Genomic DNA, 19,444 nt, shown 5'->3' on the forward strand with positions numbered 1-19,444 from the left:
GATGGCGCTTGACCTCAAGGCCAGCGCGGGCATCCTGAACGGCGTTAGAAAAAGAACACGGTCGGAGGATGCCATGCCGGGCGACACCACACTCGCGGACCTCGAAGGCGCTGCAACCCTCGATCCCTGGAAGCTGCCGCTCGACCAGCTCGACCCCAGCGAGGGCACGCTGTGGCAGCGCGGCCTGCTCTATGAGTACTTCAAGCGCCTGCGGAGGGAGGATCCCGTCCACTGGTCGCCCACGGGTCCGTCGGGTGGCTACTGGTCCGTCACGAAGTTCAACGACATCGTCGCGGTGGACAGCAACCACCAGGTCTTCTCCTCGGACAAGAACATCGCCGTGGGCGACGCGCCGGACGATTTCCGGCCGACCAGCTTCATCACCTCCGACCCGCCCAAGCACGACTGGCAGAGGAAGGCGGTGCAGCCCGCCATCGCCCCCACCCGCCTGGCCGAGGTTGAGGACCTGATCCGCAGCCGCACCGCCGCGGTCCTTGACACCCTGCCGGTGGGCGAGACGTTCGACTGGGTCGACCGCGTCTCGGTCGAGCTGACGACGCAGATGCTGGCGACGATGTTCGACTTCCCGTGGGAGGACCGGCGCCTGCTGCCCTACTGGTCCGACATGGCGACCGCGTCCGAGGCGATGGGCAACACCGTCATCTCGCCGGCGGAGCGCCAGCGGGTGCTGATGGAATCGCTCGCCTACATGACCAGGCTCTGGCACGAGCGGGCGGCCAGGCCGCCGCAGTTCGACTTCCTCTCCCTGCTCGCCCACGACCCGAAGACCAAGGACATGGTGAACCAGCCCTGGGACTTCCTGGGCAACCTGATGCTGCTGATCGTGGGCGGCAACGACACCACGCGCAATTCGATGACGGGCAGCGTGCTGTGCTTCGACGCCTTTCCCGGCGAGTGGGAGAAGGTGCGCGCCGACCGCTCCCTGATCCCCAACATGGTGTCCGAGATCATCCGCATGCAGTCGCCCGTCGCCCATATGCGCCGCACCGCGACCGAGGATACCGAGATCGGGGGCAAGCACATCGCCAAGGGCGACCGCGTCGTGATGTGGTACTGCTCCGGCAACCGCGACGACGAGGTGATCGAGAACCCGGACACCTTCATCGCCGACCGCCCGCGCGCGCGGCATCACCTGTCCTTCGGCTTCGGCATCCACCGCTGCATGGGCAACCGCATCGCCGAGATGCAGCTCAGGATCCTGTGGGAGGAGGCGTTTGCCCGCTTCTCCCGGATCGAGGTGATGGGCGAGGCGGAGAAGGCGATGAGCAACTTCATCCTGGGCTATACCCGCCTGCCCGTCCGCCTCCACCGCTGACGGGCGGCGGCGCCTGCTCCCTCCCCCGTGCGAAGCCATGGGGAAGGGTCGGGGTGGGGGCTGGCCGCCAATGGTCCCGTCGATGCTGTCGCCTCAGCCCTGAAGTTCGGTGAGGCGGCGGAGTGCGACGTTGTCGGTGAGGACGGGGTGGTCGGGCGGCATGTCGCCGGCGGCGACGCGGACCAGCAAATGGCGCAGCATCAGGACCGCGGTGCGCAGGGCGGCGTGGTGGCGGAACCACGCGGCGTCGCGCACGGTGCGGCCGCTCAGGTCCTGGTAGAGGCGGATCGCGTCGGCCTCGTCGCGGAAGCCGGGCAGCGGGCGGCCGCGGGCCCGCATGCGGTTCATCTCCAGGAACCAGAACAGGTCGAACTCGGGCGGGCCCAGGGTCGCCAGTTCCCAGTCCAGCAGGGCGGCGATGCGGAAGTCGCGCACCACCATGTTGGCCGGCCGCGCATCGCCCCACAGCAGGCCCCTGTCGGTGAAGTCGGGCAGATGCTCCCGTGCCCAGGCAAAGCCGCGGTCCAGGACCGGCTGGGGCTGCGCGCCCCGGCCCCATTGGAACAGGTCGTGCAGCCAGGCGACTTCCCGCGCCAGCGCGGTCGCTCCGGCCGTGGTGCGGGCCAGGCGGTCCAGGCCCAGCCCGGCGACATCGACGGCGTGCAGGCTGGCCAGGGCTGCGATGCACTCGTCATGGAACAGGCGCTGCTCCGCCTCGCTGGCGTCGAACAGCCAGCCCGCCTCCATGAAGCTGGGGCGGTCGTCGGCCGGGACCTGCCCCGCCACCCGCGCCATCACGTAGGCCGGACGGCCCAGGACCGTGCCGCCCCAGTCCTCCCCCACGATCTCCGGCACCGGCGGCCAGTCGAGCTGACCGATCCCCGTCATGCAGGCATGTTCGCGGGTCAGGTCGTAGTCGCGGAACATGGAGGCGTGCTGGGGGGCGATCTTGAGCACCAGCTCGCGGGCGGCGCCGTCATGGCGCGCGGTCAGGAACACCGTCTCGTTCGACCAGCCGCCACCCGACGGCGTGCCCAGGTCGGTCAGGCGCACGGCCGGCCAGCCCAGGCGGTCCGCCAGCCAGGCCTCGAACGCCGGCTCCCCCGCGGCCAGCCGCTGTCGCAGGGGCTGCGTCATCAGGTGGGCGCCCGCTCCATGGCCTCGATCGGGCTGGGTTGCCACAGGCCGGCGGCCTCCCGGCTGTTCCAGATCTCGACGATCTGGCCGTCGCGCACGCGAAAGATCTCGATCCCCGCCAGCTGATAGGTCTTGCCGTTGGTCTGCGTGGTCCAGCCGTTCCAGGCGATCACCACCTTGTCCCCCTCGCAGACCGTCACCTCGTTGTCGAAGCGGATTTCGGGGCAGAGGTCGAGCAGGTCGGACAGGCGCTTCATCGACTGCTCGTGGTTCAGCTTGTCGACGGCACCCGGCTTGTGGCGCCAGGTCTCGGGCGCGATCAGCTCGCGCACCAGGCTCAGGTCCCGCTTGTTGTAGAGCTGGTAGATATAGGTATCGACCACCTCGCGCGGGGTGCGCACCTTTGCTTGTGCCGTCGTCATTGCTGTCTCCTCCGACCTCAGCGTTGCGACAGATGCTTCGAGACGGCCGCCTGCGGCGACCTCCTCAGCATGACGCCGTTGTTTTTCCTGCACGCGTCATCCTGAGGAGGGCCTGGAAGGCCCGTCTCGAAGGATGGTGGCGCGACATGCCCGCCCTCACTCCGCCATCAGGCGCAACAGGTTGGGCTGGCCCGTGTGGGCGGTGACGCCGCCATCGGCCGCCAGGATGCAGCCCGTCACGTAGGACGCCGCGTCCGACGCCAGGAAGGCGACGACGTTTGCCATCTCGGACGGGCTGCCCGGACGGCCCATGGGGATGTTGTCGTGCCAGAGCGGCTCCAGCCCCTGCATGTCCTTGATCCCCGCGGTCAGCGGCGTCGCGATCAGGCCGGGGCACAGGGCGTTGACGCGGATGCCTTCGCGCGCGTGGTCGATCGCCAGGCTGCGCGTGTAGTTGATGCAGCCCGCCTTGGCCGCGTTGTAGGCGGTGAAGCCATAGTCGCCGCCCATGCCCGAAATGGAGGCCGTGTTGACGATGGCGCCGCCGCCTTGGCTCCGCATATGGGGAATGGCGGCGCGGCAGGCATAGAACACGGCGTGCAGGTTCACGGCCACGACCTGCTCCCACACAGCGGGGTCGAGGTCGGGTGTGGTCGCCAGGCCCGCGCCGATGCCCGCATTGTTGAACAGGATGTCGATCCGGCCGAACGTGTCGACGCAACGCTGGACCAGCGCCTCCACCGCCGCGCGGTCGGTCACGTCAACCTGCTGGAAGGCGACCTTGTCCGCGCCGTGCTTCGCCACCATCGCCTGGCCCAGTTCGGCGTTCAGGTCGCCGATCAGGACGCGCGCACCTTCGGCGACAAAGACCTCGACCGTGGCAGCACCAATGCCCGAGGCGCCGCCGGTGACGAGCGCCACCTTGTTCGTGAAACGCGGACCCATCTGCTGCTCCTCCCTTGTTCTGGTGGGCGCAGACTAGATCGTATCGCCGGCAAAAACCTCGTTCGTCGTCTCGAGCGTGTAGAGATGCGGGCGGATCGTCGGCAGGAAGCGGTTGGCCAGCGTCTCCTGCGTCCAGCCGCGTGCGTCGTGCAGGGTGCGGATGGGGCGCGACTGGCTCATGATCGAGATCTCGTTGCCGCGCACGGCGAAGATCTGGCCCGTCACCTCGCGTCCCGCATCGCTGCCCAGGAAGACGACGAAGGGGGCGATGCGGCCCGCCGTCATTTCCTTCGTCGCCTGCTGGAATTCCGGGCTGTCGGCGCCGGGGATGGAGGCGACCATGCGCGTCATGGCAAAGGGGGCGATGCAGTTGGAGCGGATGCCGGCCCGTGCCATGTCGGTTGCGATCGAGCGCGACAGGCCGACAATGCCCAGCTTCGCCGCCGCATAATTCGCCTGGCCCAGGTTGCCGACCAGCCCTGCGGTCGAGGTGATGTGCACGAAGGCGCCCGAGCCCTGTTCCTTGAACACCTGGGCTGCCGCGCGGCTGACGTTGAACGAGCCGTAGAGGTGCACCTTCACCACCGCGTCGAAGTCGGCGAAGGACATCTTCCAGAACATGCGGTCGCGCAGGATGCCGGCATTGTTCACGACCAGGTCCAGGCGGCCGAAGGCGTCCATGGCGGTCCGGACGATCGCCTCGGCCGCCCCAGGTTCGGCGACCGAATTGCCGTCGGCGACGGCCTGGCCGCCCGCCGCCTTGATCTCGTTCACCACTTCCTGGGCCGGCGTCTCGGTCGAGGTGCCGCCGTCCAGTGCGCCGCCCAGGTCGTTGACGACGACGGCCGCACCGGCGGCAGCGCTGGCCAGCGCGATTTCCCGCCCGATGCCGCGCCCGGCGCCGGTGACCAGGACCACCTTGCCCGCCAGGGCCTGCTCGTTTGTTGCCATCGGTCCTGCCTCCCCCTGCTGCTGATGCGGCGCGCACCCTAATCCAGGTTCAAGTTAGAAATCAATCGGAGGCGATGGGTGCGACCGGGGCTCCCTCTCCCGCGCAGGGCGTGGGAGAGGGCGGGGGTGGGGGCAGGACGCAACGGCTCGGGCCGGGGATTCCATCCGGCGGCAGGACACCGCCCCCACCCTGCCCTCCCCCATCCCTGCGGGACGGGGGAGGGTTCATCACGCCCCGAACGATGTTCGGATTGAAAGCTAATATCGCTTAGAATACCGTTCGGGCCAGCCGGCGGGACGACCGGCGCGAGGGGGGACGCAGCATGGACGGGATGGCGCAGGAGCTTTCGGCAATCCGCAGCGTGGCCGACATCGCCCGCCATCATGCGCAGCGGCGCCCCGATGCCCTGGCCATGGCGTTCGAGGGGAGGCACACGACCTATGCCGCGCTGGACCGCCGGTCGTCCCAGGTGGCGAATGGCCTGGCCGCGCTGGGCGTGGGCCCGCAGGACCGCGTCGCCTGGCTGGACAAGAATTCCGACCGCTTCTTCGAGGCCTATCTGGGCATGGCCAAGGCGGGTGCCGTCATGGTCAGCATCAACTGGCGCCTGGCGGTGCCGGAAATCGCCTTCATCCTGCGCGATTGCGGCGCGAAGGCGCTCGTCATCGGCCACGACTTCGCAGGCCTGGTGCCCCAGCTGCGGGAGCAGGCGGCGGACCTGGCCCATGTCCTGGTCCTGGGCGGGGCGGACGACACCTATGAGGCCTGGGTCGCGGCGCAGGAGGCGACCGACCCGCAGCGGGCGGTTGAGGCGGACGACGTGGTGATCCAGATCTACACCTCCGGCACCACGGGGCATCCAAAGGGGGCGATGCTGAGCCATCGCAACGTGATGGCGGGCCTGGCCTATGTCGCGAAGGGGCCAATCGGGCCGTGGGGGCCGGGCGACGTGAACCTGTCCCCCCTGCCCCAGTTCCATATCGGCGGCATCGGCTGGGGCCTCAACGCCCTGTTCGCCGGGGCGACGAACGTGATCCTGCGCGAGATCGACCCCAGGCGCATCCTGGACACGTTCGGGGAGTACCGCGTGACCAAGGCGGGCTTCGTCCCCGCCGTCATGCTGATGCTGCTGAACCATCCCGACTGCGCGAAAACCGACTTTGGGGCGCTGGACCTGATCGGCTATGGCGCCTCCCCCATTCCGCTGGAGCTGCTGCGCCGCTCGGTCGAGACGTTCGGCTGCGGCTTCATCCAGCTCTATGGCCTGACGGAGACGACGGGCCCGGCCGTCGCCCTCCTGCCCCAGGATCACGACACGAGCGGCAGCCCCCGCATGCGCTCGGCCGGCAAGCCGCTGCCCGGCGTCCGGTTGCGCATCCTGGACGGCGCCGGCCGCGACGTGGGCGTGGGCCAGGTGGGGGAGATCGTGCTGCGCGGCGACGTGGTCATGACGGGCTACTGGAACCTGCCCCAGGCCAACGCCAGCGCCATCCGCGACGGCTGGTTCCACACCGGCGATGCCGGCTACGTCGATGCGGAGGGCTACGTCTACATCCACGACCGGGTGAAGGACATGATCGTGACGGGGGGCGAAAACGTCTACCCGGCCGAGGTCGAAAGCGCCCTGTTCGGCCACCCCGCCATCGCCGACGTCGCCGTGATCGGCGTCCCCGACGAGCGCTGGGGCGAAGCCGTCAAGGCCGTCGTCGTCCTCAAGCCCGGCGCTGCGGCCACCGCCGAGGACCTGATCGCCCACGCCCGCCAGAACCTCGCCGGCTTCAAATGCCCAAAGACGGTGGATTTCGTGGACGTCCTGCCGCGGAACCCGTCGGGCAAGCTGCTGAAGCGCGAGCTAAGGGCGCCGTACTGGGAGGGGCGGGAGCGGATGGTGAATTGAGGATGCATCGACACCTTTTGAAGGTGCCACCAATATTTCGAATTAGACGGCCAATGGCTGCGGCGTCACCACAAATGCCCTTTGCGCCGCCGGTGGAACGACCCCACGAAGCGGTATGCCAGCGCGAACTGCTTGCCACATCACGGTTTCAAACGGACAAACGAATTTTCCTGCAAGATCTTGAAGATCTTCACCATCGAAGCCGGCTCGGGGGGCGCGGGCAATCAGCGCCTGCCTAGGAGCTAGCATTTCAGCCGCGAAAGCTCTGCTTGCCTGCTGCCGCCTGGTAGACGCGTCCGTAGCCGCGTGTTCGTCGCCTTCCTTTGCCGTCCAAGCCATGTATACGGCAGCGCATGCTCGAAAGCGCCGTTGCCGTGCGCTTCGAGCAACAGTCCCGATTCGTGCGCTCGAACAGCGCCGCTCCACGATCGCCGAAATCCCATTCGGGCCATATTTGTCGAGCTGACCGCCTTCTGCAATGATGCTGCCAACAAGGCGGTCTACCGCGCTCCTCGGCCTATCGACCGAAAGGCTGACTTGGTCGCGAAGAAGCTCGGCAGATGCTTGTCCAGCCATCCACGCAGGGTTTTTCAGGTGGTCGACCGCAGGAGCACCAAAGTCACTCAAATCAATCTCTGGAAAGACTCTCAGGCGCTCCCTTTGCTCCCGAAGCCAATCGGATGCACTTGAGAGATCTGAAGCTTCCACTATTTCAGCGACATCAGTGAAAAGCGTTTCGGGTATCCCGTTTGCCCAATCCGACAGATCGGGCCCATCAGGATCGTATGGGTCAAGTCCGAGACTACCTGCTGCAACACAATAGGCCACTTCATCCGGGTTAGCGATTGAACATCGCACACGGTCCCACACTTGACGTAGTTCCACTGCCGAATTTTTGCACCGTTCGATTACTGTTTCGACCAAATCCATCAACGCAACTTCAACAGAATCGCGTTCCAATTGGGCAGGTTCATCCGGCCGTCTACTCAAAAATGAGATCGTCGCAAATGGATTTTCGATATTTGCCCAATCAGCGACGATTGAGCCCTTTCCGCCAGACCAGAGCGCTATTGCCGGAAATGCGTAGCCACGCATACCTGAGTCTAGGCGATGTCGAATCCGAAAAGCATCTGTAATGTTTGGTCTTACTGGCTCATAAAGCAGTGTCCACCAATTCTGAGCAATGAATTCCGCCAGGGGCAACAAAGAAGTGTTGATTGCTTCGCTTTCACCACCGCCACGTTTACTCACATTTCGAGTGATCAAATCTCCCAGAATCGATACACGAAGTCGTGCTACCGCACATGATTCGGCGTCGTTAGTGGCTGTATTGAGCCAGCCATCGCGTGTGAGCAAAAAATCGTCAGTCACGGCAGTTCAAACGGAAGATTGTATGCAATTTGATATGAAGTCAGTGGATATGCCTTGTAGCCTTTGGGCGGCTTACATATTTTTACCTCGTAGACGATATCATCTTCTGGGTCGCGCACCCAGAGTCGTGAAGGCATAACATTCGGGCCTTCCGTCACATACGAACCCAGAACAAGGGCCTCGCGTAGCAATTTTGTGGCGTCCTCCTGCCGACGGATCCATTTCCTTGGGCAGACGAGACAGTCAGGATTTTTGAGCTTTTCTGCTTCTGCCTGCTCAACATCCATTGCACCAGCTCGCGGAGATGCCTGCATGCCATATTTTGGAACATCGGTATGATGTGAGCTACCTACATAGGTTGCGTTCTCCGCAAGCTTTTGACGTTGCTCGGTCGACAAGGTTTCTGATGCTGGCCGCGCCTTGGCCGGGCGTGGCCGGGGTTTGGTAAAGCCCATCTGCGGGTCTACTCCTCACCAACATTTGCTTTCTAGGGTACCCTGCCCAGATTGGTATTGGCGAGAGGGTGAAGTCAGCAAGCCAATCTGACCAAACTATCCATATCCAATCAGCGCGACCGACGGACGCGCAAAGGCGGGCACAGCGTGAGCCCGCGACAATGCGATGGCCACCCTACCTCCTTCTCATGTCCTCGAACATCCACTCCATGAAGGCCGCGCACTGTTCCGGGCGTTGGCCCCAGATGGCGCCGCCTTCGATGAGGATGGCTGCGCCGGTCATGGAGGTGGACGCGGCGCTGGCCGGAACAGGGCAGCAATGCGGTTGCTGCCGGCAACAGCGGGACACGACCCGCGCCCATAATAGGGGCGCGGGGGCGTGCGAAAAAGCGTACACTCCCGGCATCGTCAGCACTCGCCCTCTCAGGCGCTGACGGCTGAGAGCCGCTCGCTCCCGCCTGGGTTGGCCCGCCTGGGTCTGGAGTGTGCGCGATGACCCCCAGCTTTTCCGCCCCCGGCCGATTGCCCGTCACGGCCTTGCGCCGTGGCTGAGCGCACGGTCGAGCAGGATGTGACCTTTGCCGCGCCCTTCCTCCTGCCGTCGCTGGGCGTGGTGCAGCCGGCGGGGACCTATCGCCTGAGCGTGGTCGAGGAATTGATCGAGGGCCTGTCCTTCCCCGCCTTCCACCGCGTGGCGGTCATGCTGCACCTGCCGCCCGGGTCACCGCCGGGCGCCCCCGGCGACGTCTACATGATCGCGCCCGCAGAACTGGACGCGGCGCTGGAGGCCGACCGGAGCGCCCAGCGGCGCGGCTGATCCCGCCGACGCCTGCGGCCGGGTCGCGCCCCAGCCCCCGGCCCCCAGCCCCCAGTTCCGGCCCCACCCCGACCCCAAGCCGGTCCGCCCGCGCCGCCATGGCGCGCCGGCGGCCGAAGCCGTTTTCCCCAAACCCGCTTTCGAAGGATAGATCCCCGATGCGCATCCGCCTGGGCTGCAGCCTGAGCTTCGATTTCCCCAAGCCGACGCCCATCATCGCCACGCTGAACGTCCATTATTCGCGGGCCAGCCAGCTGGAGCGGCCGGACCATGTCGTGACCACGCCGTTCGTGCCGATCAAGGGCTATCGCGACCTGTACGGGAACTGGTGCAGCCGGATGGTGGCGCCGGCCGGGCGCTTCACGCTGGGCACCGATGCCGTCCTGCACGATGACGGCCTGCCCGACGCCACGGAGCCGCACGCGGCGCAGCATGCGCTGCATGACCTGCCGGAGGAAACGCTCGTCTTCCTCTTGGGGAGCCGCTATTGCGAGACCGACCTGTTGACGGAGGAGGCCTGGGCCCGCTTCGGCCACACGGCACCGGGGGCGGCCCGGGTGCAGGCGGTGTGCGACTTCGTCCACAGCCACATCACCTTCGGCTACGAACACTCGCGCCCCACCCGGACGGCGCATGAGGCGTTCGTCGAGCGCCGCGGCGTGTGCCGGGACTATACCCACCTGGCGATCGCCCTGTGCCGCGCGCTCAACATCCCGGCGCGCTATTGCACCGGCTATGTCAGCGACATCAACCTGCCGCCGCCCTATGGGCCGATGGATTTTGCGGCGTGGATGGAGGTGTACCTGGGCGGCGCGTGGCACATGTACGACCCGCGCAACAATGCGCCGCGCTGGGGCCGCGTGCTGGTGGCCCAGGGGCGCGATGCGGCCGATGTGCCCCTGACCATGACCTTCGGCGCCAACACCCTGGCAAACTTCGTCGTCTGGGCGGACGAGGTGCCCTGAGGGGCGCCCGCCGCCGCCCGGCCGGAGCTGCTGCGCTCAGCCCTTCTTCTTGCCCGCCGGCAGGGGGGTTGAGGATGCCTTGAGTGCTGGGGCCACGACGGCGGCGGCCTCCTTCTTCTGCTTAGGTTTCTTGGCTTGGCGATTGCCGCGCTGCTGCCCCTTGGCCATGGTCGTCTCCTGGTGATCGTGGATTGTGGGACGGGTTCAGGCTGCGGACAGCACGGCGTCGGCGGCCGGTGCCTGGATCACCCGGAAGACGTTGAAGCCGTCACCCTTTTCGGGCTTCAGCAGGGGGCCATTGTGGCGGGCCCAGTCCAGCGCCTTGCCCTCGGTCGGGAAGACGGGGGTTTCGGGAATGTCGGCCCAGACGCCGCCGCGGATGCGACGCAGCATGAAGACGGTGCGCCGCGCGGCGTCGGCCGCGCGTTCCTTGGACAGGCGCCGCAGCTCTGTGGCCTGGGCCACTTCGGGACTTTCCAGGGCGTCATGGCATGCTGTGCGCGACATGGTGCGTGCTCCTCAACCGGCCGTTCAGGCGAGAGCACCGCTCAATTCATCGGCGTCCGGAAATATCCGCCAACTTTTCGCCGACTATCCCGTCAATATAGAGCCGAAAGCCTTCAATGTCGAGCAATCCCTGGTGCCGCACTGCCAGGAACTGGGAAAGATCCGCCAAAGTGTCCCTTGGCGGATTTCGGTCCGGCACAAGTGGGGGTCGGGCGCCCGTTGACTACCGCCGCCGCATCCCCTCGAACATCCGCTCCATGAAGGCGGCGTACTGTTCCGGCCTTTGGCCCCAGATGGCGCCGCCTTCGACGAGCATGTCTTCGCCGGTCATGAAGGTGCTCTCGTCGCTGGCCAGGAACAGGGCGGCGTTCGCGATGTCCTCCGCCCGGCCGCCGCGGGGGATGGCCTGCTCTTGCGCGAAGGCGGCGGCCAGGCGGTCGATCGCCTCGGCACTGCGGGCCTTGCCCAGGGGGGCTTCGCGGCCGCCCTCCTTGAAGAAGATCTCGGTCGCCATCTGGCCCGGAGAGATCGAGTTGACGCGCACACCAGTGCGCCCGAACTCCATCGCGGCGTTGCGGGTCAGGTGCAGCACCGCCGCCTTGGCGATCGAGTAGTAGGGGTTGTTGGTCATGCCGGTGCGGTGCCCGGCGATCGAGGCGATGTTGACGATGCTGCCCGCGCCCTGGTCGCGCATGGTGGGCCAGGCGGCGCGGATATGGGCCAGGACCCCGCGCACATGGACCGCGATCATGTGGTCGAACTCGGAAAGGTCCGTGTCGGCGATGCCGCCGGTCGGCGCGCCGCCGCCCGCATTGTTGACCAGGACGTCGAGGCGGCCGGCGGCGGCCACGACCTGGGCCACCACGGCCTTCGCGTCCGCCTCCGACCCCGCGTCGGCCTTCACGAAGGTGGCGCCGGTGTCGCGGGCGACACCCTCCCCCATCTCGGCACGGCGGCCGGTGAACCAGACGGCGGCGCCCTCGGCCCGGAAACGCTGGACGATGGCGCGGCCGATCCCGCTGGTGCCGCCCGTAACCAGGGCGACCTTGCCGCCGAGCCTGCCTGTCATGTCCGCGTTCCCTCTTGTGTCGTTGCCTTACGTCTTCTCATGACGGCGGCGCGGTGCGCCAGGGGTCTCGCGACGGGACTGTGGCGCCACCAACCTTCGAGACGGCGCGTGCCGCGCCTCCTCAGGATGACGAACGCGGAGAAATCCATGGAAAACCAACGGAGTCATGCTGAGGAGCGGACCGAAGGGACGCGTCTCGAAGCATTTAGTGCACCGTTCACCCCAGCACCTCGGCGATGCAGCCGTCGAGGAAGCGCTGGAAGACGGGGTCGTTACCCGGGCTGGCGACGCAATGGCCGAACGGGCTGTCATAGGGGCGGAGCTGGGCGTTCGGCATGGCCGCCGCCTCAAGCGCCGTATCCTCGGGCGGGAAGTAGAGGTCCTGGTTGCAGGGGATCAGGACGGCGCGCGGGGTGATCGCGCCCAGGGCCTTCGCGAAGTCGCCGCCATGGCGGGCATTGGCGCTGATGTCGGCCTTGTCCCACGACCAGAGCATGGCGAGCAGGTCGTTGGCGTCCCAGTTCTCGACATGGTCGCGCGCCCAGTCGTCCAGGAAGGCGTCGGCGCTGGCGAACCCCTTCTGGCGATAGACGTGCTCGCGGAAAAAGGCCTGGCTATAGGCCCAGCCGCAATAGACTCGGCCGAAGGCGTCGAGCCCCGCGACCGGCGGGCTGGTATAATGGCCGCCGGCAAAGGCGGGATCGGCCTCCAGCGCTGCCTTCACCCCCATCAGGAAGACGTGGTTGTGGACCGAGGTGCGGGCCGAGCCGCAGAACGGCACGATCGCGTCCACGAAGTCCGGAAACTGAGCGCCCCATTCATAGGCCTGGCAGCCGCCCATGGACCAGCCGGCGACCAGCGCCAGGCGCTTCACCCCCATGACGTGGGTCAGCAGCGCGTGCTGGCAAGCGACATTGTCGTGCAGCGTGATGTTGGGGAAGGCCGGGCCCCGCTGGTGGGGTGCGGCATTGCTGGGCGAGGACGACTGCGCGTTGCCGAACAGGTTGATCGACACGACGAAATGGCGCGCGGGGTCGATGGCGCGGCCGGGGCCAAAGAAGCCTTGGTTGCGGACATGGGTGCCGGTGTAGAAGGTCGGCAGCAGCACGGCATTGTCGGCGGCCGCGTTCAGCGTGCCATAGGTCGTGAAGGCCAGCGCCGCCTCGTCCAGGACCTGCCCCGACTGGAGCGTGACCCGCCCCAGATTGTGCCGCCGAAGTTCCGTCATGCCCTGCACCCCTCCTTCGTCCATCCTCATCCTGAGGTGCGAGCCGTCAGGCGAGCCTCGAAGGATGGGCCACCGGCGCTACGGCTGCCCATCCTTCGAGATGGGCCTTCGGCCCTCCTCAGGATGAGGTCGCGCCGGGAAAAGGTAGCAAGCACCGAACGCCGACGGGGATGGGACATCGTGCGCATGCCGCCGGGTTGTCGCGCCAGCGGTGTCACAACCGGGGTGCCGCAGGCGGCGCTTGGCGTTAGGCTGGGGGCGGAGCGGCAGGGGGTGGGGGCGGTTGCGCGTGGAGCAGAAGCTGGAGATCACGGCGGCGGTCGCCGCGCGCGTCACCTTTGCCTCGCACCAGAACGCGGTGCCGATCCTGCGCGACCTGGCCCTGACCAACCGGGGCGAGGCGGCGCTGCGCGACCTGACGCTGACCATCGCGGCCGATCCCGAGGTGCTGGAGACGCGCGCCTGGCCCATCGAACGCATCGGCCCGGGCGAGACGATCCACCTGCGCCAGCTGGACCTGCGCCTGAACGCCGGCCTGCTGCGCACGGCGACGGAGCGCACCAGCGGGCGGATCACGGTGACGGCCGCCCAGGACGGCACGACACTGGCGCGCCAGGACTACCCGCTGGAGGTGCTGGCGGCGACCGAGTGGGGCGGCGCCGCGCACATGCCGGAACTGCTGGCCGCCTTTGTCATGCCTAACGATCCGGCGGTCGACCAGGTGCTGAAGCGCGCGTCCGAGGTGCTGGCCAGCACCGGGCGGCGCGACGTGATCGACGGCTATGAATCGGGCGCGCGGACCCGGGTGTGGGAACTGGCCTCCGCCATCTGGTCGGCGATCTGTGGCTTGCGCCTGAGCTATGCGCTGCCGCCGGCGAGTTTCGAGGAACAGGGGCAGAAGGTGCGCGTGCCCTCCGCCGTGCTGGCGGGCGGGGTCGCCACCTGCCTGGACAGTGCGGTGCTGTTCGCGGCCGTGCTGGAACAGGCCAACCTGAACCCGATCCTGGTGCTGACGCGGGGCCATGCCTTTGTCGGCGTGTGGCTGCAGCCGCAGGAGTTCGGCCAGGTCCTGACCGACGAGGCGGCGGCGCTGCGCAAGCGCATCACGCTGAGCGAGCTGATGGTGATCGAGACGACGCTGGCGACCAGCCAGCGCAACGTCCCCTTCAGCGAGGCGATGAACAGCGCCCGCGCCCAGATCGCCGAGACGGCGGAGCACGACTTCGTCCTGGCCCTGGACATCCGCCAGGCGCGGATGCAGCGCATCCTGCCGCTGTCCCTGGCCGTGCCCGAGCCCGTGGCCGTGGCGCCGGGCTCGATCGCGCCGGCGCCGCCGCCGGCGATGGAGGCGGCGCCGGCCCTGCCCGGCTTCGACGTGGAGGTGCCGCACGCCGCACCGGCAACGCCGTCGGGCCGCCTGGACCAGTGGCAGCGCAAGCTGCTGGACCTGACGACGCGCAACCGGCTGCTGCACACGACCGAGAACGCGACGACGCTGCGCCTGATCTGCCCCGACCCGGCCGCGCTGGAGGATCGCCTGGCGCAGGGCCAGACGATCCGCATCCTGGCCGCCCCGCGGCTGGAGGCCGGCGGCCGGGACGTCGCCCTGCACCAGGAGCAGACGGGCGTGAACCTGCCCCAGCACGTGGCCGAGCAGGCGCTGGCGCGGGGCGAGGTCCTGTCGCCGCTGGATCCGCCGCAGCTGGAAAAGAGCCTGGTCGAGCTCTATCGCAAGGGTCGGCTGGACCTGCAGGAAGGCGGCGCCAACACGCTGTTCCTGGCGCTGGGCTTCCTGAACTGGCGGCGCAAGGGGGCGGAGCAGCGGGTGTGCCGCGCGCCGCTGATCCTGGTGCCGGTGACGCTGGTGCGCAAGAGCGTGCGCGCCGGCATCCACATGACCCGGCACGAGGACGAGGCGCGCTTCAACCTGACCCTGCTGGAGCTGCTGCGCCAGGATTTCGGCCTGACCGTGCCGGCGCTGGAGGGCCCGCTGCCGACCGATGCGCATGGCATCGACATCGACGCGGTGTGGACCACGGTGCAGTACACGGTGCGCGACATTCCCGGCTTCGAGGTCGTGCCGGAGGTGATGCTGGGCACGTTCTCGTTCGCCAAGTACCTGATGTGGAAGGACCTGGCAGAACGCACCGCCTTCCTGAAGCAGAACGCGATCGTGCGCCACCTGCTGGACAGCCCGCGCGACCCGTTCCCGGCCAAGGGCACGGTACCGCGGCCCCAGGTGCTGGACGACACGGTGGCGCCGGCCGACCTGTTCACCCCCCTGCCCGCCGATTCCTCGCAATTGGCGGCGGTGGTCGGCTCGGCCCGGGGCCTGGACTTCGTGCTGGACGGGCCGCCGGGCACGGGCAAGTCGCAGACCATCGCCAACATGATCGCGCACAACCTGGCGCTGGGCCGGCGCGTGCTGTTCGTGGCCGAGAAGATGGCCGCCCTGGATGTGGTGCACCGTCGATTGGAGCAGCAGGGCCTGGGCGCCTTCTGCCTGGAAATCCATTCAGCCAAGGCGAACAAGGCCGAGGTGATCCGCCAGCTGGGCCGCGCCTGGGCCGCGCGGGACGAGGCGGAACCGGTCGCCTGGGCGGCTGAGGCGGCCCGCCTGAAGGCCCTGCGCGACCAGTTGAACACGGTGGTGCGCCTGCTGCACGCGCCGCACGCCAACGGCCTGACCATCCACCGCGCCGTGGGCCGCGTGGTGCGCGACGACGACGGCCAGGTGCCGGCGCTGGACTGGCCCGACGGCACCACCCATGACGAGGCGGCGCTGGCGGCGATGCGGCAGGCGGCGCACGGCCTGGACATCCTGTGGCCGGGCGTTGCCGGCCTGGACCAGCAGGCGTTCTCCCTGATCGGCCATGATGACTGGTCGAACCAGTGGCAGGCGACGCTGCTGTCGGCCAGCCGCACCCTGGCGGAGGCGGCACAGGCCGGGCAGCAGGCGGCGGCCGGCTTCCTGGCCGGCCTGGGCCTGCCCGCCCTGGTGCTGGACGGGGCGGGGATGGCGGCGCTGGCCAGCCTGGCCCAGCACCTGCCGGCGGCGGCCGGGCAGGACCTGCGCTGGATCTTCGAGCGGGATGCGCCCGCCCTGGGCGACACGCTGGCCCGCGCACTGGCCCATGTCGCCGCCTATCGCAAGGCGGAGCAGGGCCTGTCGACGCGCTACGCCGCCGATGCCTGCCGCCGCCTGGACGTCGACCGGCTGGAAGTGGCCCTGGGCAATGCGCGGGACAAGATCTGGCCCCTGTCGCTGTTCGCCATGCGCGGGATCCGCGCCGAGCTGGCCTCGGTGGGCGGCGCGAGCGAGCCCGATCCGGAGCGCGACCTGCCCCAGTTGGCGGTGATGCGGCGCGAGCTGGGCAGCCTGGAGCGCCTGGCGCCGCAGCTGCAGCACCTGCGCGGCTGGGCCGGCCTGGACAGCGACGGTGCGGCACTGTCCAGCCTGGTCGAGCGCGGCCTGGCACTGCGCCAGGCGGTGACGGAGATGGTGGCCGCGACCGGCCAGGTGGAGACGCGCACCGCCCTGCGCAGCGTGCTGGTCGACAAAAACGACCTGCTGGCCGAGGGCCTGCCCCTGGCCCGCAGCGGCAATGCCTGGCGCATCGCGCACGGCACGCTGGTCCAGGCGCTGCAGGCGTTCCGCGCGGCGGCCCACCCGGGCGAGCACCCGGCCCTGGCCGCACCGCTGGAGCGCCTGCCGCCGCTGCTGGCGGTGCTGCAGCAGCAGCAGGGGGCGCTGAACCCCTGGTGCGCGTGGCAGAAGGCCCGGACCCAGGCGCTGGCCCTGGGCCTGGCGCCGATCCTGGCGGCGCGCACGGCGAGTGCCGATCCGCAACGCACGGTGCAGCCGCTGTTCGAGGTCGCCTATGCCCGCTGGTGGGCGGCGCGCGCCATCGACGCGGAGCCGGTGCTGCGCAGCTTTGCCACCGCTGCGCATGCCGATGCCATCCATGCCTTCCGCGACCTGGACGACCGCCTGGCCAAACTGACCGTCGCCCATGTGAAGGCGCAGGTCTGCGCCGGCATGCCGGCCCGCAACGCGCCCGACCAGGACAAGCGCTATGGCATCCTGCGCCACCAGCTGTCGCTGAAGCAGCCGCGCAAGCCGATCCGGCAGCTGGCGAGCGAACTGGGGGAGGTGATGACCACCCTGACCCCCTGCCTGCTGATGAGTCCGCTGTCGATCGCGCAGTACCTGCCGCCCGATGCCGCCCTGTTCGACCTGGTGATCTTTGACGAGGCGTCGCAGATCACGCCGTGGGACGCGATCGGCGCCTTGGCGCGCGGGCGCCAGGCGGTGATCGCGGGCGACCCCAAGCAGATGCCGCCCACCAGCTTCTTCGACCGCGCCGCCAACGCGCAGAGCGAGGACGAGGACATGGACCAGGACATGGAGAGCATCCTGGACGAGTGCCTGTCGTCCGGCGTGCCCAGCCATCGCCTGACCTGGCATTATCGCAGCCGGCACGAGAGCCTGATCGCGTTCTCCAACCACCGCTATTATGACGGGGAACTGGTCACCTTCCCCGCCCCCGTCACGCAGGACCGGGCGGTGTCGCTGGTCCCCGTCCAGGGCGTCTATGCCAAGGGCCGCGGCCGCACCAACCAGGCCGAGGCAGAGGCCGTGGTGGCCGAAGTGGTGCGCCGCCTGCGCGATCCAGGCTTCGCCAGGAAGTCGCTGGCCGTCGTCACCCTGAACGCCGAGCAGCAGCGCCTGATCGAGGACCTGCTGGACCAGGAGCGCCAGCGCAACCCGGAGATCGAGCCGTTCTTCGACGACGCCCGGCACGAACCCGTGGTCATCAAGAACCTGGAGACGGTGCAGGGCGACGAGCGCGACCTGATCCTGCTGGGCATCGGCTATGGCCCGGAGACGCCCGGCGCCCAGACCATGTCGATGAACTTCGGCCCGCTGAACCGGCAGGGCGGATGGCGTCGCCTGAATGTCGCGGTGACGCGTGCGCGGGAGGAGATCGTCGTCTTTGCCTCGTTCCCGCCGCACATGGTCGACCTGAACCGCACCAGCGCCGCGGCGGTGCGCGACCTGCGCCATTACCTGGAATTCGCGATTGCGGGGCCGCGTGCCCTGGCCCAGGCGGTGCATGGATCGCAAGGGGGCATGGAATCGCCGTTCGAGGAGGCGGTCGCCCAGGGCCTGCGCGCCCGGGGCTGGACCCTGGTGCCGCAGATCGGTGTCTCGCGCTTCCGCATCGACCTGGGCCTGGTCCATCCGGACAGGCCGGGCGACTACCTGCTGGGCATCGAATGCGATGGCGCCAGCTATCACAGTGCCGCGACGGCACGCGACCGCGACAAGGTGCGGGCCGCGGTGCTGAAAGGCCTGGGCTGGCGCCTGGTCCGCGTCTGGTCCACCGACTGGTGGATCGACCGCGCGGCCGCGCTGGACCGGCTGGACGCCCAGATCCGGCAGATCCTGGACGACGACCGCGCCGAGACGGCGCGCCTGAAGGCGGAGGCGGAGGCCCGCGCCGCCGCGGAGGCGGAGGCCCGCGCCGCGGAGGCAGAGGCCGCGGCAGCCGCCCGGGCCGCGGCCGAGGCGGAGGCAGAGGCCGCGGCGATGACCGCCGCACAGGAAGCCCTGCCGCAGCCGGCGGCCGCGGCGGCGGACGACACGGCAACGGTCGCGACGGCCGCCGCAACCCAGTCCAGTCCACCCCCGACGCAGGGGACAGCGGCGCCCGCGGAGATCGACTGGGAGCCCGAGCCGGAGCCAGCGCCCCCGCTGGTCGCCGCCGCCCCCGCAGTGCCGACGCCGGTCGAGGCCCCCGCCCCGGGGCCGCTGTTCCGCATGGCCGACCTGTCGGTCCACGCCGGCCTGATCCAGCCGGCCCGCTTTCACGAGACAGACTACACGCCCGTGCTGGCCACGCTGGTCGCCCACGTGGTCGAGGCGGAGGCCCCCTTGCGCGACGAGGCCCTGGTGACGCGCATCGCCCGTGCCCACGGCTTTGCCCGCAGCGGCAGCCGCATCCAGGACCGCATCATGGCCGTGGCACGCCAGCGCTTCACGGTGCGCGACGATCCGGGCGGTGGACGCTTCGTCTGGCGCAGCGACAGCCAGCCGGCGGAGATGACCCAGTTCCGCATGGCCGCCGATGCGTCCCAGGCGCGGGACGTGGATGCGATCCCGGTCGAGGAACTGCGCGCCCTGGCGCGGACCTGCAGCGAGGCCGACATACCCCAGGAAATGGCCCGACGCATGGGCCTGAGCCGCCTTGCCGCGGGCACAAGGCGGCGCCTGGAACTGGCCATGGGGTCCTGACGACAGGCATGGCATCGCGAAACCATCGGGCTCCCCGCGACTTGC

15 protein-coding genes are annotated in these 19,444 nt (G+C 68.7%); 5 read left to right on the plus strand and 10 right to left on the minus strand.

Annotated features, from left to right (window positions below; translation table 11 throughout):
• Position 1 precedes the first annotated feature (1 nt).
• Positions 2 to 1,336, plus strand: a complete 1,335-nt coding sequence (locus ACI6GS_RS21365; RefSeq protein WP_439815496.1) for a cytochrome P450 — start codon at positions 2 to 4, stop codon at positions 1,334 to 1,336.
• Between the two features lie 93 nt (positions 1,337 to 1,429).
• Here the strand turns inward: ACI6GS_RS21365 and ACI6GS_RS21370 are convergent, their stop codons facing one another.
• The 4 genes from ACI6GS_RS21370 to ACI6GS_RS21385 all read right to left on the minus strand — a co-directional run bounded on the left by ACI6GS_RS21370 (position 1,430) and on the right by ACI6GS_RS21385 (position 4,791).
• Positions 1,430 to 2,473, minus strand: coding sequence for a phosphotransferase family protein (locus ACI6GS_RS21370; protein WP_439815497.1), 1,044 nt, complete (start codon positions 2,471 to 2,473; stop codon positions 1,430 to 1,432).
• The gene (locus tag ACI6GS_RS21375; protein ID WP_439815498.1) at positions 2,473 to 2,895 is read right to left on the minus strand and encodes an ester cyclase; all 423 of its coding nucleotides are present in this window, start codon (positions 2,893 to 2,895) and stop codon (positions 2,473 to 2,475) included. Before ACI6GS_RS21375 ends, ACI6GS_RS21370 begins: the two co-directional genes overlap by 1 nt.
• A gap of 156 nt (positions 2,896 to 3,051) precedes the next feature.
• The gene (locus ACI6GS_RS21380; protein WP_439815499.1) at positions 3,052 to 3,840 is read right to left on the minus strand and encodes an SDR family NAD(P)-dependent oxidoreductase; all 789 of its coding nucleotides are present in this window, start codon (positions 3,838 to 3,840) and stop codon (positions 3,052 to 3,054) included.
• A 33-nt stretch (positions 3,841 to 3,873) separates the two neighbouring features.
• Positions 3,874 to 4,791 (minus strand): SDR family NAD(P)-dependent oxidoreductase, encoded by a 918-nt coding sequence (locus ACI6GS_RS21385; protein ID WP_439815500.1) that lies wholly within the window; start codon positions 4,789 to 4,791, stop codon positions 3,874 to 3,876.
• 323 nt (positions 4,792 to 5,114) lie between these two features.
• Here ACI6GS_RS21385 and ACI6GS_RS21390 point away from each other — a divergent pair, with 323 nt between their 5' ends.
• Positions 5,115 to 6,689, plus strand: a complete 1,575-nt coding sequence (locus ACI6GS_RS21390; protein ID WP_439815501.1) for a fatty acid--CoA ligase — start codon at positions 5,115 to 5,117, stop codon at positions 6,687 to 6,689.
• A 42-nt stretch (positions 6,690 to 6,731) separates the two neighbouring features.
• On the opposite strand, the gene ACI6GS_RS21395 is transcribed toward ACI6GS_RS21390, so the two are convergent.
• Complete coding sequence (locus ACI6GS_RS21395) at positions 6,732 to 8,060, minus strand: hypothetical protein (protein ID WP_439815502.1); 1,329 nt, start codon at positions 8,058 to 8,060, stop codon at positions 6,732 to 6,734.
• Positions 8,057 to 8,515, minus strand: coding sequence for a hypothetical protein (locus tag ACI6GS_RS21400; RefSeq protein WP_439815503.1), 459 nt, complete (start codon positions 8,513 to 8,515; stop codon positions 8,057 to 8,059). The genes ACI6GS_RS21395 and ACI6GS_RS21400 overlap by 4 nt, the downstream gene beginning before the upstream one ends.
• Positions 8,516 to 9,059: 544 nt before the next feature.
• Here ACI6GS_RS21400 and ACI6GS_RS21405 point away from each other — a divergent pair.
• The gene (locus tag ACI6GS_RS21405) at positions 9,060 to 9,332 is read left to right on the plus strand and encodes a hypothetical protein (protein ID WP_439815504.1); all 273 of its coding nucleotides are present in this window, start codon (positions 9,060 to 9,062) and stop codon (positions 9,330 to 9,332) included.
• 158 nt (positions 9,333 to 9,490) lie between these two features.
• Positions 9,491 to 10,297, plus strand: coding sequence for a transglutaminase-like domain-containing protein (locus ACI6GS_RS21410; protein ID WP_439815505.1), 807 nt, complete (start codon positions 9,491 to 9,493; stop codon positions 10,295 to 10,297).
• Between the two features lie 36 nt (positions 10,298 to 10,333).
• On the opposite strand, the gene ACI6GS_RS21415 is transcribed toward ACI6GS_RS21410, so the two are convergent.
• The 4 genes from ACI6GS_RS21415 to ACI6GS_RS21430 all read right to left on the minus strand — a co-directional run bounded on the left by ACI6GS_RS21415 (position 10,334) and on the right by ACI6GS_RS21430 (position 13,101).
• Entirely contained in the window at positions 10,334 to 10,465 is a 132-nt protein-coding gene (locus ACI6GS_RS21415) for a hypothetical protein (protein ID WP_439815506.1), read from the minus strand.
• A gap of 36 nt (positions 10,466 to 10,501) precedes the next feature.
• Complete coding sequence (locus ACI6GS_RS21420) at positions 10,502 to 10,804, minus strand: hypothetical protein (protein ID WP_439815507.1); 303 nt, start codon at positions 10,802 to 10,804, stop codon at positions 10,502 to 10,504.
• Between the two features lie 223 nt (positions 10,805 to 11,027).
• On the minus strand, positions 11,028 to 11,873 hold the full coding sequence (locus ACI6GS_RS21425; RefSeq protein WP_439815508.1) for an SDR family NAD(P)-dependent oxidoreductase: 846 nt from the start codon (positions 11,871 to 11,873) through the stop codon (positions 11,028 to 11,030).
• 217 nt (positions 11,874 to 12,090) lie between these two features.
• Positions 12,091 to 13,101 carry an alpha/beta fold hydrolase gene (locus tag ACI6GS_RS21430; RefSeq protein WP_439815509.1) on the minus strand — a complete coding sequence of 337 codons (1,011 nt, stop codon included), beginning with the start codon at positions 13,099 to 13,101 and terminating at the stop codon, positions 12,091 to 12,093.
• Positions 13,102 to 13,390: 289 nt separating this feature from the next.
• Here ACI6GS_RS21430 and ACI6GS_RS21435 point away from each other — a divergent pair, with 289 nt between their 5' ends.
• Entirely contained in the window at positions 13,391 to 19,399 is a 6,009-nt protein-coding gene (locus ACI6GS_RS21435) for a DUF3320 domain-containing protein (protein ID WP_439815510.1), read from the plus strand.
• Positions 19,400 to 19,444 lie beyond the last annotated feature (45 nt).

It is taken from the genome of Zavarzinia sp. CC-PAN008 (assembly GCF_051903925.1).
In the GTDB taxonomy this organism is placed as follows: domain Bacteria; phylum Pseudomonadota; class Alphaproteobacteria; order Zavarziniales; family Zavarziniaceae.